Annotated in this window: 16 protein-coding genes and 4 tRNA genes; 16 read left to right on the plus strand and 4 right to left on the minus strand. The window is 39.4% G+C overall.

Annotation, left to right across the window (positions count from 1 at the left end; translation table 11 throughout):
- Positions 1 to 49: 49 nt before the first annotated feature.
- A complete protein-coding gene (locus tag LEP1GSC202_RS05520) occupies positions 50 to 1,081 on the plus strand; it encodes a tetratricopeptide repeat protein (RefSeq protein WP_015676528.1) in 1,032 nt (343 codons plus the stop codon).
- Between the two features lie 9 nt (positions 1,082 to 1,090).
- On the opposite strand, the gene acs is transcribed toward LEP1GSC202_RS05520, so the two are convergent.
- Together acs and folE are read right to left on the minus strand one after the other, a co-directional pair.
- The gene (gene acs, locus LEP1GSC202_RS05525; protein WP_015677285.1) at positions 1,091 to 3,055 is read right to left on the minus strand and encodes an acetate--CoA ligase; all 1,965 of its coding nucleotides are present in this window, start codon (positions 3,053 to 3,055) and stop codon (positions 1,091 to 1,093) included.
- 83 nt (positions 3,056 to 3,138) lie between these two features.
- A complete protein-coding gene (folE, locus tag LEP1GSC202_RS05530; protein WP_012390367.1) occupies positions 3,139 to 3,690 on the minus strand; it encodes a GTP cyclohydrolase I FolE in 552 nt (183 codons plus the stop codon).
- Between the two features lie 147 nt (positions 3,691 to 3,837).
- Here folE and LEP1GSC202_RS05535 point away from each other — a divergent pair, with 147 nt between their 5' ends.
- Positions 3,838 to 4,941 carry a glycosyltransferase family 4 protein gene (locus tag LEP1GSC202_RS05535; RefSeq protein ID WP_015677155.1) on the plus strand — a complete coding sequence of 368 codons (1,104 nt, stop codon included), beginning with the start codon at positions 3,838 to 3,840 and terminating at the stop codon, positions 4,939 to 4,941.
- A 28-nt stretch (positions 4,942 to 4,969) separates the two neighbouring features.
- Here the strand turns inward: LEP1GSC202_RS05535 and LEP1GSC202_RS05540 are convergent, their stop codons facing one another.
- Positions 4,970 to 5,332: a DoxX family protein gene (locus LEP1GSC202_RS05540; protein WP_015676520.1), complete on the minus strand. Its 363-nt coding sequence runs from the start codon at positions 5,330 to 5,332 to the stop codon at positions 4,970 to 4,972.
- Positions 5,333 to 5,489: 157 nt separating this feature from the next.
- Between LEP1GSC202_RS05540 and LEP1GSC202_RS05545 the strand changes: the two genes are divergently transcribed.
- From LEP1GSC202_RS05545 to LEP1GSC202_RS05570, 6 genes are all read left to right on the plus strand, one after another.
- Positions 5,490 to 5,870: a winged helix-turn-helix transcriptional regulator gene (locus LEP1GSC202_RS05545; protein ID WP_039928238.1), complete on the plus strand. Its 381-nt coding sequence runs from the start codon at positions 5,490 to 5,492 to the stop codon at positions 5,868 to 5,870.
- A gap of 70 nt (positions 5,871 to 5,940) precedes the next feature.
- Complete coding sequence (locus tag LEP1GSC202_RS05550) at positions 5,941 to 6,132, plus strand: (2Fe-2S)-binding protein (RefSeq protein WP_039928241.1); 192 nt, start codon at positions 5,941 to 5,943, stop codon at positions 6,130 to 6,132.
- Positions 6,110 to 6,583 carry a WbuC family cupin fold metalloprotein gene (locus LEP1GSC202_RS05555; protein ID WP_015677338.1) on the plus strand — a complete coding sequence of 158 codons (474 nt, stop codon included), beginning with the start codon at positions 6,110 to 6,112 and terminating at the stop codon, positions 6,581 to 6,583. The genes LEP1GSC202_RS05550 and LEP1GSC202_RS05555 overlap by 23 nt, the downstream gene beginning before the upstream one ends.
- A 5-nt stretch (positions 6,584 to 6,588) precedes the next feature.
- The gene (locus LEP1GSC202_RS05560) at positions 6,589 to 7,599 is read left to right on the plus strand and encodes a CE1 family esterase (protein WP_015676861.1); all 1,011 of its coding nucleotides are present in this window, start codon (positions 6,589 to 6,591) and stop codon (positions 7,597 to 7,599) included.
- The gene (locus LEP1GSC202_RS05565; protein WP_015676794.1) at positions 7,580 to 8,458 is read left to right on the plus strand and encodes an alpha/beta fold hydrolase; all 879 of its coding nucleotides are present in this window, start codon (positions 7,580 to 7,582) and stop codon (positions 8,456 to 8,458) included. Before LEP1GSC202_RS05560 ends, LEP1GSC202_RS05565 begins: the two co-directional genes overlap by 20 nt.
- Before the next feature lie 43 nt (positions 8,459 to 8,501).
- A complete protein-coding gene (locus LEP1GSC202_RS05570; protein ID WP_015677400.1) occupies positions 8,502 to 8,702 on the plus strand; it encodes a YgaP family membrane protein in 201 nt (66 codons plus the stop codon).
- A gap of 59 nt (positions 8,703 to 8,761) precedes the next feature.
- Here LEP1GSC202_RS05570 and LEP1GSC202_RS05575 read toward each other — a convergent pair whose 3' ends face one another.
- Entirely contained in the window at positions 8,762 to 9,967 is a 1,206-nt protein-coding gene (locus tag LEP1GSC202_RS05575; protein WP_015676584.1) for a class I SAM-dependent RNA methyltransferase, read from the minus strand.
- 70 nt (positions 9,968 to 10,037) lie between these two features.
- Here LEP1GSC202_RS05575 and LEP1GSC202_RS05580 point away from each other — a divergent pair.
- From LEP1GSC202_RS05580 to recR, 8 genes are all read left to right on the plus strand, one after another.
- A tRNA-Ser gene (locus tag LEP1GSC202_RS05580) sits at positions 10,038 to 10,121 on the plus strand.
- A 7-nt stretch (positions 10,122 to 10,128) separates the two neighbouring features.
- A tRNA-Ser gene (locus LEP1GSC202_RS05585) sits at positions 10,129 to 10,215 on the plus strand.
- 392 nt (positions 10,216 to 10,607) lie between these two features.
- Positions 10,608 to 10,681: transfer RNA gene (locus LEP1GSC202_RS05595), tRNA-Arg, on the plus strand.
- 1 nt (position 10,682) lies between these two features.
- Positions 10,683 to 11,123, plus strand: a complete 441-nt coding sequence (locus tag LEP1GSC202_RS05600; protein ID WP_015677235.1) for a nucleoside deaminase — start codon at positions 10,683 to 10,685, stop codon at positions 11,121 to 11,123.
- A gap of 45 nt (positions 11,124 to 11,168) precedes the next feature.
- A tRNA-Ser gene (locus tag LEP1GSC202_RS05605) sits at positions 11,169 to 11,255 on the plus strand.
- Between the two features lie 130 nt (positions 11,256 to 11,385).
- Positions 11,386 to 12,879 (plus strand): DNA polymerase III subunit gamma/tau, encoded by a 1,494-nt coding sequence (gene dnaX / locus LEP1GSC202_RS05610; protein ID WP_015676503.1) that lies wholly within the window; start codon positions 11,386 to 11,388, stop codon positions 12,877 to 12,879.
- A gap of 14 nt (positions 12,880 to 12,893) precedes the next feature.
- Entirely contained in the window at positions 12,894 to 13,265 is a 372-nt protein-coding gene (locus tag LEP1GSC202_RS05615; RefSeq protein WP_015677086.1) for a YbaB/EbfC family nucleoid-associated protein, read from the plus strand.
- The gene (gene recR / locus LEP1GSC202_RS05620) at positions 13,186 to 13,851 is read left to right on the plus strand and encodes a recombination mediator RecR (protein WP_051125290.1); all 666 of its coding nucleotides are present in this window, start codon (positions 13,186 to 13,188) and stop codon (positions 13,849 to 13,851) included. Before LEP1GSC202_RS05615 ends, recR begins: the two co-directional genes overlap by 80 nt.
- Positions 13,852 to 13,864: the final 13 nt, after the last annotated feature.

The raw sequence follows: 13,864 nt of genomic DNA on the forward strand, positions 1-13,864 counted from the left end.
GGTGATCAATCCCGTAAAAGCTTTCTACAGCTATGAGGACCTTCTGCGTATGGCTGAGGACAAAATCATCCAAGAAACTCCCGCCAAAGCCTTTGATTTTCTCATCAAAGCCAAAGAACTAAACCCAGACCCAGATTATCGCTATTATAATTTATCAGCTGAGGCCTACATGAAACTGGGTCAGGTATTTGATGGGATCCATGCCTATGAAGAATCCATCAAACGTAAGAAAGACCAATTGGATTTGGTTTTGTACATCGCCGATTTTTATGAAAAAGAAAAAAAACCAAGAGAAGCCCTCCATTATACCAAATTTTACTTAGAACAAAAACCAAATGCAAAGTACAGACTGTATCTTGCTGCCATCCTTTCTCGGCAATTGGGGTTAGAAACGGATTACGAATCCTATATGAACCGTTTGGAATCCGATAAAACCTTTGATTCTGAAAAAGATGCCCTACAAACAAGCCTTCTCAAAAACATCAAAAATAGAAAATGGAAAGAAGCGGATGATCTGAGCCTTCGTTATCTCGTTTATTTTCCAAGAGAAGAAGGGATGTATGAAACGTTAATTCTGGCGAGACGGGGTCGCAATTCAGAATTTTTAGAACAAGCCTACATCTGGACATTCACTGTATTTTTAAAAGAAACGAGGTACTTCACTCGGTATGGCGTGTTTCTACAAGAGAAACAAAGGTATTTAGAAGCATTGAGTTTGTTTCGTAGAGGATTTTACAATCTACTCAAGTATGATCCTAACTCAGATGCAAAAGAAATTTTATTTCTCATCCGCCAAAGTTATGCGAATCTCGGAAAAGATCGGGATACATTGGCGATCGATTCTCTTGTCAAAGATTTTATAAACCAAAAATCGCTCAAAGCGAGTGAATTGGAAAACCATGTAGCAACCTACCGTAAAAACAGAGAGTACTTACTATTTTCCATTTATTGGTTTTCGACCAGAGATAAAGAAAAAACAAACGAATATAGAAAACGACTTCGAGAAAGAGATTTGGAATTTGAGGAATCAGAATTCCTGCGAGTGATGGGACCCTTTGCCGCTCTCCCGCAGGAATTATAGTTTGTTTCTCTAACTGTGATACTTTTTTTTGTCATCTATCAAAGATTGAACAACGGATGGGTCGGCAAGTGTACTAATGTCACCTAACGTATCAAATTCGTTGTTGGCAATCTTACGTAGAATCCTCCGCATGATTTTTCCGGAACGTGTTTTTGGAAGGCCTGGTGCCCAGTGGATCACATCGGGCCTTGCAATTTTCCCAATCACCTTTTCCACCATCGCAATGAGTTCTTTTTTCAATTGGTCGTTTGTGACAACCCCTTGTTTCACAGTGACATAGGCATAAATCCCTTGCCCTTTGATGTCATGTGGGAATCCAACAACGGCAGCTTCCGCTACTGATTTGTGTTCCACAAGAGCACTCTCCACTTCGGCAGATCCAATGCGGTGTCCTGAAACATTCAGAACATCATCCACCCTACCTGTGATACGAAAGTATCCCTCTTTGTCACGATTGGCACCATCCCCAGTAAAATAATAACCTTTGAATTGGGAAAAGTAGGTATCAAAAAAACGTTTCGGATCCCCATACACACCACGCATCATCGAGGGCCAAGGTTTTGCGATACAGAGATTTCCTGAAATTTCGCCTTTCTCTTTGATCTCCACACCTTCATTGTCAACTAACACTGGCTTGATGCCGTAAAATGGCCAACTAGCCGAACCTGGTTTTTGTGGGATGGCACCAGGGATTCCAGAAATCATAATCGATCCCGTTTCCGTTTGCCACCAAGTATCAACAATAGGGCATTTGGATTTACCAATATTGGCATAATACCATTCCCATGCTTCCGGATTGATTGGCTCTCCCACCGATCCGAGTAACCGCAGTGATGCGAGTGAACGTTTTTTGATCGGTTCCAACCCCTCTCGCATCAGAGCTCGGATGGCCGTTGGAGCAGTATAAAACACTGTGACTTTGTACTTATCAATGACGTCCCAAAAACGCCCCATGTCAGGGTAACTCGGGACCCCTTCAAACATTAGAGATGTGGCTCCATTGGAAAGCGGTCCATATAAGATATAACTATGACCTGTAATCCAACCAATGTCAGCTGTACACCAATAGGTATCCGTATCTTTATAATCAAAGATGGTGGCAAATGTTAAATTGGCACCTAACAGATAACCTGCGGTTGTATGCAATACTCCCTTCGGTTTACCAGTGGAACCAGAAGTGTATAAAATAAATAGTGGGTCTTCCGAATCCATTGCAACGGCAGGGCATTCTTTTTTCACCTCAGGGTCCTTCATTAGGTAATGGTACCAGTGGTCACGTCCTTCTTTCCAATTCAGATTTCCTTCATCACCCGTTCGTTTGACAACGATGACATCGTTCACTTTGAATTTGGTTTCCGCAAGAGCCGCATCCACATTTTTTTTCAGTTCGATGGGTTTGCCTCCACGGTAACCACCATCGGCCGTGATGACTAAGGTTGGTTTACAATCTTCAATGCGACCAAGGAGTGCTTCTGGAGAAAAACCACCAAACACTACGGAATGTACGGCTCCAATGCGAGTGCAAGCAAGAGTGGCGATGGCAAGTTCGGGAACCATGGGAAGGTAGATAAGAACCCGGTCTCCTTTTTTCACTTTGAACTTTTTTAAAACGTTTGCGAAGTGATTCACTTCCCTATGTAAGTCGTGGTAGGTGAGGACCTTGGATTCGTCTGGATTGTCACCTTCCCAGATGAGAGCAGCTTTGTTTTTTAAGGGAGAGTTGAGGTGTCGGTCTAAACAATTGTAAGAAACATTGAGTTTTCCACCCAAAAACCATTCTACTTTCGCTTTCGCAAAGTCATGTTTTAAAACTTTTGTCCATTTTTTAAACCAAGTTAGGCGTTTTGCTTGTTCCGCCCAAAATGTTTCAGGTTTTTCGATCGATTCTTTGTATTTTGCTTTGTATTCTTTTAAGCTAACATTTGCAAGTTTGGCAAATTCTTTGGATGGTGCCACGATTCTTTCTTTCGGCATAATGTCCCTCTAGAGGAAAAAGACTGAACTTTTCCATCAAAAAGTCCAGCATGAATCTGAAAAAAAGAATTTAAAAAATGAACTTAGTGGGAACCGGTTCGGATCAAATCTAAAAATTCGCTGCGGGTTGTTGGATCCGTTTTAAACAAACCAAGTAAACTAGAAGTGAATAGTTCTGAGTTTTGTTTTTCCACACCACGCATCATCATACACAAATGTTTTGCTTTGATGACAACACCTACTCCCAGTGGATCCAAAGTTTCTTGGATGGCTTGTGCAATTTGGTCGGTAAGGCGCTCCTGTACTTGCAATCGTCTCGCAAAGACATCGACAATCCTTGGAATTTTACTGATCCCGATGATTTTTTTATTCGGAATGTAGGCAACATGTGCCCTTCCGTAAAAAGGAAGCAGATGGTGTTCACATAAGGAATACATTTCAATGTCACGAACAAGGACCATACCCGTCGTGTTTTCTTCAAAGATGGCACCATTCACCAATTGGTTGATGTCTGCTTTATACCCACTGGTTAAAAAATCATAAGCTTTTTTGACACGATTAGGTGTTTTGACGAGACCTTCTCGATTTGGATCTTCACCAATTTGTTTTAGGATTTCTTCGATTAAGTTTTCCATCCGATTCCTTTTTGAAAGTAAGTTCCTTGTGAACCTGCTTTTCAAAATTTGAATGCAGAATATTCACTACTTATTTGACTAGACTTGAGTTCTAAGGAAAACATACATTTCCTTTTTTTGATTCGAAAGGACATAATCAACATTCAAATGCAAAAAAAAATTGGATACGATGCAAGGATGATCGAAAATTCTGGGATCGGAATTCGCATCCAACATATTTTAAAGTTTTGGTCCTTAAACTCAAAGGAAGCCAAATTGTATATCTTTGGTGATCCAAGTCGTTTAAAAAAATACGATCTTCCAAAACATGCGGAAATCATTCCCTATCTAACAAAGATTTATTCACCGAAAGAATTTTTTGGTCATCCTAAAATGGCTGAAATGGATGTATTAGACATCCCTCATTTTAATGTACCACTTCGTTACCTTCGCAAGTGTATTGTTACCATCCATGATTTGATTCCATATCATTTCAAAGAAACTCATGCATCCATCGCCAAACGAATCTACTTACAAATTGTACTACGGTCCATCAAGTGGTTTGCAAAATCCATCATCGCTGTTTCAAAGTATACAAAAGATGATCTTATCAAAAGTTTTGGATACCGAAGTGAAACGATAACCGTTGTTTACAACGGAATTGATCTACATAATTTTGCAAAACACCCAACTGCAAAAGTGAATTCTTTTTTAAAGACTTATCATTTACCAAAACAGTATCTTTTTACGGTAGGGATTGGTAAAACTCACAAAAACTTTCCCTTTTTATTGTCCAATCTCGAAGTACTATGGAAGCAAGGAACTCTCAAACTTCCCCTAGTGATTGGCGGAATCAGTAAAGAGATTCCAAACGAACTTTTAGATTTCCAAAAAGAAAATCCAAATCGAATTTTCTTTTTAGAGCACCTTCCCTATGATTTATTACCTCTTGCTTACCAAGGTGCAACGTTGTTTGTGTACCCTTCTCTCTTTGAAGGGTTTGGTTTCCCCGTCCTAGAAGCTCAAACAGTGGGAACCGTTGTTTTGTCTTCGGATGCAAGCGTCCTACCAGAGGTATTACGTGACTCTGCCATTTTTTTTGACCCAAAAAACAATCAGAGTTTCCAAACGAAACTAACATCTCTCCTTTCAAACCAAAAATTGCAGAAAGAGACCCAAAAGAAGGGCCTTCTCAATGCCAATCGTTTCCTTTGGAAAAATGTCCTAAAACCTTACTACCAACTCTACCAACCGATTCTTAAGGAATCGTAATTATGGTAGAAGGTTTCATTTTTTGCCATCAAACTTTTGTTTTATGGTATAACACATAAGAAGTAACTAAAATTCCAAAGACCACGAAGGGTGCGATGACCATTGAAATTGGATCTCCACTTTGCGAGTGTGCAACGGCCGCCGAAATAAATGTAATTCCAAAACCAGCATACGCCCATTCTTTGATTTGCGATGGTATTTTTGGAAGTAAGAGAACGATGGCTCCCAATACCTTTGCAATTCCAAGTTCCACCCGAAAGTAATCAGGGAATCCAAGGTGTTTGAAACCATCTACAACTTCAGAGTTTGTAAAGTAACTGACAGCACTAAATGCCATCAAAGCAGAAATGGCCACTGTTGTGACCCAATAGAATATTGTTTTTACATTCATTTGATTCTCCACTAATTTACATTCAATAGTAACTATCTTTTATATAGTAACTATTTCTTAGATAGACAAATATTCGAATTGGAGAAAAAGAATCCTCAAATCTAGGAAATTTCGTTCGGTTGACGATACGGCTAGGGATGGAGAAGTTAGAAGCAGAGTGCTAAAAGGAAAAACTACAGACTGCCATCCTGACCATACGGAATGTGCCAATCTCATCTTACCTTTACGAGATGCTTTGGAGATCTTGAGTGGAAAATGGAAACTTCCCATCATTATGTCCTTATCATTCGGAAACAAACGATTCAAAGAAATAGGAGAAGAAATCCCTGGGATCACTGACAAGATGTTGTCAAAAGAACTGAAAGAATTGGAAAAAATCCAACTCATTGACCGAAAGGTCATCGATTCCTTCCCACCGGGCGTGGAATATTCCATCACTGCCCATGGCAAATCTCTGGAAAAAGTCATTTTGGAACTGACCCAATGGGCAGTCACCCACCAACAAAAAAACCAACCTTCCAAAAAATCGAAGAAGTAAAAATCTCCCATTTTCTTTCCAAAAGTACTTGTCAGTTTCTTTGCAAACTTCGAGACTGATTCTCAGAACCATGATCAAGTGTCACTGTGCAGAAGTTTTCTTTGAGACCATCTTAAATGTTGTCAAAGAAACGAACCGCCCCATACTAGAAGTCGCCCGTGAGATGGGAGCGGCTGATACGTGTACGGCATGTGTTCCGGATATGTTAGCCTTCATCGAGCAGGAATTGGAAGGTCAACTTGCAGGAAATTCAAATCATTGATTCCGATTTAATCGGATCCCTCGTCACAAAAGCAAAAAACGCAGAACGAAAACGAACGAACCATAACTTCCACAAACAACAGGAAGTGTACCAAAGGTTTCTAAATGTTTTATCAAAGGACACTTATATCCCACCTCACAGACATTTGTCGGATCCAAAACCGGAAACCTTTGTTGTCCTCGAAGGAGAAATTGGTTTTTTGATCTTCAAAGAAAATGGTGAAATCCAAGAATACCATAAACTCTCTTCCAAGGGACCAAAACGAGGGATAGATTTACAACCAGGTGTTTGGCATAGTTTGGTTTGTTTATCGGAGACAGCAGTTTGTTTTGAAGGAAAATCAGGACCTTATGATCCAACTGTTGATAAAGAATTTCACGCCAAATACCCATTGGAAGGTGAAACAAAAGTTTCAGAAACGATCAAATACTTTGAGTCTCTTTTTTTATGACTCTGATGTTTCGAAAATCAATTCGATTCACTCAATTACTTATGTTCACGATTCCCTTTTCTTTTTTTTGTAAATCATTACCCTCCGTGGTTCCAGTGAAGGATCATACATTGGAATCCATTGTTTCGGATGGAATCATTCGAACATTTCGTTACTACATTCCAAAAAATAGACCCAATACCCGACTTCCTATTGTGTTTATTTTACATGGTGGCGGAGGGAGTGGGGAAGGCATGATTTATCTATCACGAATGTCTGAGAAAGCAGAAGAATATGGTTTTATTGCCGTATATCCGGATGGATTCGCAAACAGGTGGAATGACGGAAGGAATATCCCACACTCGTTGACAGATAAACGGAATACAAAAGATGTTCTTTTCTTTCGGGATATGGTGCAGTTTTTGGACAAACAGATTCCAGTTGATTACAGTCGTATCCATTCAGTTGGGATATCCAATGGAGGATTTATGACACAGCGTCTGTTATGCGAAGCACAAGATTTGTTTCGATCTGGCTATTCGGTAGCTGCTGTGACGTCCAAGGGAATACAAGAAATTTGCCCGAATCCACCCACAAAATCCATTGGTTTTATCATGGGAACCGCTGATGATGTGATCCCCATTCATGGAGGAACCGTTTCGATTCCAAAGGATATGACTCCCAATGCAAACCGCATTCCTGCGGGAGAGGTTTTGTCCTTTGCGGATTCTCTACACTATTGGAGTAAAAGTTATACCTGTAAAACAGAGTCGAAAGGCAAAAAAAGGCATCTAAACCAATTTTGGAAACGAGATATCGAATACACAAAATATTCGGATTGTACACACGATGAAGTCGTAGAAGGGTATTTGATCCCAGGTGGGGGTCATATTTGGCCAAATGGTTTCTACTATCAAAATGAAAAACAATACGGTTATTTGAGTAAGGACTTGGATGCTAGAGAGATTGTGATACAATTTTTCCGAAAGGCCGAATCTAAAGAAAAGTTGGTAAACAATGCACCATTCGGAAATTAGAAATTCTTCTACTGTTTTTACCACATTGGAAACTGGATCTGGAGATCCCGTTTTATTTTTACATGGCTTTCCAGATAACCATAAAACGTTTTCACCCATTATGGAGACCATTGGGAAAAAAGGATTCCAGTGCATTGCACCCGTTATGCGAGGCTATGAAGCATCTACAATTTCCCATGCAAACAAACTCCATGTTGTTGATTTGGTGAATGATATCCTTGGGTGGATGGAAGATCGCCGTTTTGATACCGTGCACTTAGTAGGGCACAATTGGGGAGCAATCATCGCCTATGCCGCTGGGATGTATTATCCCAATCGTATCAAATCCATCACAAGTTTAGGTGTACCTCTTCTCAAAACTTTCCAAGATTCTTTTTTATGGGCACCTCTCCAAACCATTCACTCCTGGTATGTTGCTCTCTTCCAAATCCCTTATATTGCGGAGTTAACCATCAGATCCAATCAATTTGCTTTGGTTGATTTTTTGTGGAAAGATTGGTCACCTGGATTCACTCCGAACCAAGACCACTTGGCCGAAATCAAAGCCAATTTCCAAAACCCTGGAATCCTTTCTTCTGCCCTTGCTTATTATCGAAACTTAAATGATTTGTTCACCGAAACAGGAAGGGAAAGTATCGTTGGGATTTTTGATACCCATGTGACGGTTCCAACCCAAGTTCTTTATGGTTTGAATGATGGTTGTTTCCACAAAAATTTATTCGAACACCTTCTCGATGAAACCGATTTCCCAAGAGGATTTCGTAAAATCGGTTTTGACCATGCAGGTCATTTTCTCCATTGGGAAAAGCGGGACGAAGTCACCAAACTGATCTTAGAGTGGTTAGAAAAAAATAAATAGAATTTGTTAGATTGATTCGTCCCATAGGGACAGGAGACTGATTATGTTTCAAAATATGGGATTATACGATCGAATCATTCGTGTTGTTGTTGGACTTGTGTTAGGTGGATTGTACCTCGGTGGCGTTGTAGAAGGAACCACTGCAATTGTATTATTTGTGATAGGGCTTGTGATGATTGCAACCTCAGCAATCGGTTTTTGTCCTGCTTACTTACCTTTCAAAATTTCCACAAAAGGGAAATAAGGAAGGGAAACTTCTATACTCCTTTTTACCAACTCACCTTTCGGAAGTGAGTTGGTTGTTTATTTTTGTAACCTCACCAATGCTTCATAGTGATTGGTTCTCGGAAAAAAATCAAAAAGATGCAAACTGTCTATCTGGTATCCAAGCTCTTCCAATGAAGTGGTATCCCTTCGAAGTGTGTTCGGGTTACAACTGGAATAAAGAATCGTTTTTGGTTGCAAATGGGTTACACTTTCAATGAGTCCTTCGGAAAGCCCGGCTCGCGGTGGATTTACAATCCAAGTGGAATATTTGTTTAAATATTTTGGCAAAGGTTTCAAATACAAATCCATCACTTCATACACAAACGAATTTGCACCATTGGTCTTTGCATTTTGTTTTGCATATTGAATGCTTTTGTCATGGGATTCAATGCCATAAAGGGTTTTGATTTGATCACGAAGGGCAATGCCTATCGTCCCACAACCACAAAAGAGTTCCAAAACATTCGCTTCAATGGGAAGCAAACGTTTGATGGTTTGGATCCAAGTGTCCAATAAAAACTGATTGATTTGGAAAAATCCTTTTGAGGGAACCTTTAACCTCGTATTCAAAAAATGAAAATTCGTTTCTTCTAAATCATAAAAAACAACTTTTTCTTGCGATAAACGTAATGAGATCGGTTTTTCTTTTTTTTGGATCAAGGAATGGTTCTGGTTTTTTTTATGAATTCGAGTTTGAATTGGATGAGGAGTTTGTTTCTGATTCCATTTGGATCTTCGAATTTGGTTCTGTTTCCAAATTTCATTTGTCTCATCAATTAACAATCGTTTATCGACGTTTTTACATAGATTAGAAGAACTTGGAATGATGTTGTGTGAATTTTTTGCAAAAAAACCAATTTGATTCCCTTCCACCTGCCATTGTACATTATTCCGATAGCCTTCACTTGGACCAAAGGAAACTTCAATTTTCCCCTTTGCATTCGGAAACATAAACTCTAAGAGTGAGGTTTTGAGTTTTAACTCTTCCTCATAAGAAATATGGCGGTAACTACATCCTCCACATTCCAAATAGTCGGGACAATCGGATGGAATTCGTAAGGGGGAAGGCTCGATGACTGTTGCTACAATTCCAAACCACTCTTTTTTCCCTTGTTTGGACAGGGTTATGTCTACCGTCTCTCCCGGTATCCCACCTTCCACAAAGACAGCATGTCCATCATGGTGAGCGAGACAGTAACCACCATTTACCCACTTTTCTAATTTTATCCGCAACTTTTCCATTCTCTTGGACCATTCATTGAATATTCATTTGACACTGCACTCGCATTTAACATAACGGATAGGTACTCTTGGAGAAGTGGCTGAGTGGTCTAAAGCAGCGGTCTTGAAAACCGTCGTGGTAATCCCACCGTGGGTTCGAATCCTACCTTCTCCGAGTCGCTGGAGACGTGCCTGAGTGGCCGAAAGGAGCGGTTTGCTAAACCGTCGTACGAGCAATCGTACCCAGGGTTCGAATCCCTGCGTCTCCGATGTTACCGCCATGAAAATCACCCAATTCAAAGAAACATTACAAACCCTAAAAGCTTACCTTCTCACCGATGAGGCGGCGAAAATTTTTGCGGCATTACCATTGTATTTTTCTTGGGTTCCCATTTTCACTTGGAAACGCCAATTCCCTGAATTTGTAACGCTTTCTTTGTACTCTGCAGTTAATACTTGTTTGTTTTTATTGGGTATTTTACTTGCTCAGGTGCTTTCTTTACTCCCTTTTGTGGGTCTTTACTTTGCAGCAACCATCCACCTGGTCTCCATTCTACTTTATCTAGGAATTGCGGGATTTTTGATTTACTCCATCCGCTTGCAAAAAACCATAGTGATACCCGTTCTTTCGGACTGGGTAAAAATGCTTCAAGCATTCATTGCGCCCATAGCTCAACTGGATAGAGTATCTGACTACGGATCAGAAGGTTAGAGGTTCAAATCCTCTTGGGCGCGCGTGTTTCACTATGAGTCGTTTTTAGAACGATATTCAAAAGAAATTTCAAAATACCAAAACGAAATACCCTCGTATTCAGAAATTATCAAACAAGATGGAAACTTAGTTTCTTCTTCTTTTAATTCCGTAGAACAAACATTAAATCCTACAAAACATAGCGAACTTTTAGCCATTGAAATGGCACTTGGTAAAATTGAAGGTAGGTATCTCACGGAACATATTTTGATTACTGCTTTGGAACCTTGTTTGCTGTGCGCAGGAGCCATCCTACGAGTGAAAATACCAGAAGTAGTCTATTTTGTGCCGGCAAAGCCCGGTGAGGGCATTTCATCTTACACCACAGAATCCATTTACCTCATGAACCATTTTCCGAAATGCACTCTCATCCCCAAGTCGCACATAAAATTTGAATTTCTGAGTTTTTTCAAAGAGAAAAGGTAGAATTCTAAAGACCGTTTCTTTTTATGGAAGGCAGTAGAAATCACTGGAGAGATGTCAGAGTGGTCTATTGTGCATGCTTGGAAAGCATGTGTGCCAAAAGCACCCCGGGTTCGAATCCCGGTCTCTCCGCCACTTTTTCTAGCTTCATTCCGATTAAAACCCACACCCTTGGAAATTATTTCATTGCTTCTATGCCATGAATTTTCATACTCAAAGGGAAATCTAAAATTCGAATCCTCCTGAAAGTTGAATGTAGAATCACATGAGCGAAAACCACCAAGTACTCTTTCGAAAATACCGACCACAATTCTTTCGAGATGTGATTTACCAAGACCTAGCTGTTGGTTCTTTACAAAACGCATTTAAATCCAAAAAAATTGGCCATGCTTATATCTTCATTGGGCCACGTGGAGTTGGAAAAACTACCATTGCAAGGATCCTAGCCAAAAGGCTTAATTGCGAGAATCCTGATGGTGTTGAACCCTGCAACGAATGTACATCTTGTTTGGAAATCACAAAGGGAAATTCCAATGATGTTTTTGAGATTGATGCAGCTTCCAACAGTGGAGTTGATAATATCCGTGAACTACGAGAAAATGTAAAATTCAATGCAATGGGAGGTAAGTACCGAGTTTATATCTTGGACGAGGTACATATGCTCAGTGGTGCAGCTTTCAATGCCCTACTCAAAACTTTGGAAGAACCACCAGCCCATGTTGTTTTTATCTTAGCAACCACCGAATACCATAAAATTCCTGAAACTATTTTATCCCGCTGTCAAGATTTCCATTTTCGAAAAGTACCTGTTACTGTGCTGCAAAACTATATTGAAACCCTTTGTACAAAAGAAGGATTAAAATATGATACCGAAGGATTGTTTTGGATTGCAAAAAAAGGAGATGGTTCTGTTCGAGATACTCTCTCTTTTATGGAACAAGCAGTCATATTTACTGATGGTAACTTAACCGGCGTTAAGTTACGTAAAATGATTGGGTATCATGGAATTGATACATTCACTGATTTTCTAAACCAATTGATTGATTCTTCTCAAAGTGCACAAATATTTGAAACCTTAGAAAATTTATTCCAAGCAGGGATAGATTTAGGAAAATTTATCTGGGATTTCATTGAATTTTTAAATTCACTCTTACTGATTAAAGATAATTTAGCAGACCGCGAATCAATCAACATCCCTCAGGAAGATTTACAAAAACTCAAACAAAACTATAGAGAACTTGACCGTGAGATTTTGGTTTTGCTTGCGGAACGGATTTTTTCTATTCATGAAAAACTAAATTTAATGAAACTACGAAGTTCTTACGAAATGAAAGTGTACTTAGAAATTCAATTTCGTAAATTGATTTTGGACAGAGAAAAACCTAGTGTCTCTGGACTTTTAGCAAAAATATCAGAACTCACCAAACTCGTCCAAGGTGATATTAGTGTGTTGCCTGACAATGTGGAACATATAAAAAAACAATCAGCTTCTCAAACACCATCCGCGAGTAACACAAAAAAAGAACCATCATCGACGGTGTCACAAGCGATCATTGAATCACCAACGATTTCAAAACAACCCCTTACATCGAATCCAAATGTGGTTAAAGAATCAGATCCAATTGCAAAAAAAACAGAAAGTCCGATCCAAACTCAACCTAGTGCCACTTCCACCTCTTCAGAGGAGGAAATGGAAAAACTTTTAAAAGAAAAATTTTCTGGGATGGAAGTGGATCCAAACCAATTCAAAAATTTATAAGTCCAAAGGTAAGTATGGGAATTTTTGACCAAATGAAACAAATGCGAGAAGCTTTCTCGCAACTTGGAAATATCAAAGAAAAACAAGAAGAATTGCAAAAGAGACTCTCTCAGATCCGTGTGACCGCTTCAGCTGGTGCTGGTATGGTAGAAGTCACTGCGTCTGCGGATGGAACTCTTACCAATTTAAATATCAATCCAATCATGTTCAATGCTGATGACAAAAAGATGTTAGAAGATTTGATTTTATCTGCTTCCAATGAAGTGCAACGCAAAGCAAAGGAAGCAATGTCACATGAAATGAAAAATGTTTTGGGTTTCAACCCAAGTGATTTCGAAGGTGTATTCAACCAAATACAAAAAGACGGAGGGTTTCCTTCTGTCTGATCCTCAATTCCAAAAACTCATCCAATCATTTTCTAGTTTACCTGGGATTGGAAAAAAAAGTGCAACTCGCATTGGATTTCATATCTTACGAATGGATCCAACTTCTTTTCAATCTTGGATAGACAACATCGAAGAAGCTAAGTCCAAACTACGTTTTTGTGATGAATGTGGAGGTTTAACAGAAGAACCAATCTGTTCGATTTGTTTATCTGACAGACGAGAAAATGGAATTCTTTGTGTAGTAGAACAACCTGAAGACATTTTTTTTATAGAAAATACAAAGGAATATTCTGGCAAATACCATGTCCTCAATGGTGCCATCTCTCCCTTAGATGGGATTGGTCCAGAACAATTGCGTATCAAACAATTAATGAACCGATTGGACTCTGGTCAAATTAACGAAGTATTGATTGCTACAAATCCAACGCTTGAAGGAGATGCAACAGCTTCTTATCTATCAACCGTGATCAAACCAATGGATATCAAAATCACAAGGATTGCGCATGGCATCACAATTGGTGGAACCTTGGAATATTCAGACCAGTATACCTTAGGCAAAGCAATTAAATCAAGACTGACTCTTTAAACGAAATAATGCG

Origin of the sequence: Leptospira yanagawae serovar Saopaulo str. Sao Paulo = ATCC 700523 (genome assembly GCF_000332475.2) — a bacterium.
In the GTDB taxonomy this organism is placed as follows: domain Bacteria; phylum Spirochaetota; class Leptospiria; order Leptospirales; family Leptospiraceae; genus Leptospira_A; species Leptospira_A yanagawae.

Coding starts and splice junctions, on each gene's coding strand:
- recR (WP_051125290.1), top strand. CDS start 13,186: ATGTTTTGGGTTTCAACCCAAGTGATTTCGAAGGTGTATTCAACCAAA.
- acs (WP_015677285.1), bottom strand. CDS start 3,055: ATGCCGAAAGAAAGAATCGTGGCACCATCCAAAGAATTTGCCAAACTT.
- LEP1GSC202_RS05570 (WP_015677400.1), top strand. CDS start 8,502: ATGTTTCAAAATATGGGATTATACGATCGAATCATTCGTGTTGTTGTT.
- LEP1GSC202_RS05560 (WP_015676861.1), top strand. CDS start 6,589: ATGTTTCGAAAATCAATTCGATTCACTCAATTACTTATGTTCACGATT.
- dnaX (WP_015676503.1), top strand. CDS start 11,386: ATGAGCGAAAACCACCAAGTACTCTTTCGAAAATACCGACCACAATTC.
- LEP1GSC202_RS05535 (WP_015677155.1), top strand. CDS start 3,838: ATGCAAAAAAAAATTGGATACGATGCAAGGATGATCGAAAATTCTGGG.
- LEP1GSC202_RS05615 (WP_015677086.1), top strand. CDS start 12,894: ATGGGAATTTTTGACCAAATGAAACAAATGCGAGAAGCTTTCTCGCAA.
- LEP1GSC202_RS05575 (WP_015676584.1), bottom strand. CDS start 9,967: ATGGAAAAGTTGCGGATAAAATTAGAAAAGTGGGTAAATGGTGGTTAC.
- LEP1GSC202_RS05565 (WP_015676794.1), top strand. CDS start 7,580: ATGCACCATTCGGAAATTAGAAATTCTTCTACTGTTTTTACCACATTG.
- LEP1GSC202_RS05550 (WP_039928241.1), top strand. CDS start 5,941: ATGATCAAGTGTCACTGTGCAGAAGTTTTCTTTGAGACCATCTTAAAT.
- LEP1GSC202_RS05520 (WP_015676528.1), top strand. CDS start 50: ATGGCTGAGGACAAAATCATCCAAGAAACTCCCGCCAAAGCCTTTGAT.
- folE (WP_012390367.1), bottom strand. CDS start 3,690: ATGGAAAACTTAATCGAAGAAATCCTAAAACAAATTGGTGAAGATCCA.
- LEP1GSC202_RS05540 (WP_015676520.1), bottom strand. CDS start 5,332: ATGAATGTAAAAACAATATTCTATTGGGTCACAACAGTGGCCATTTCT.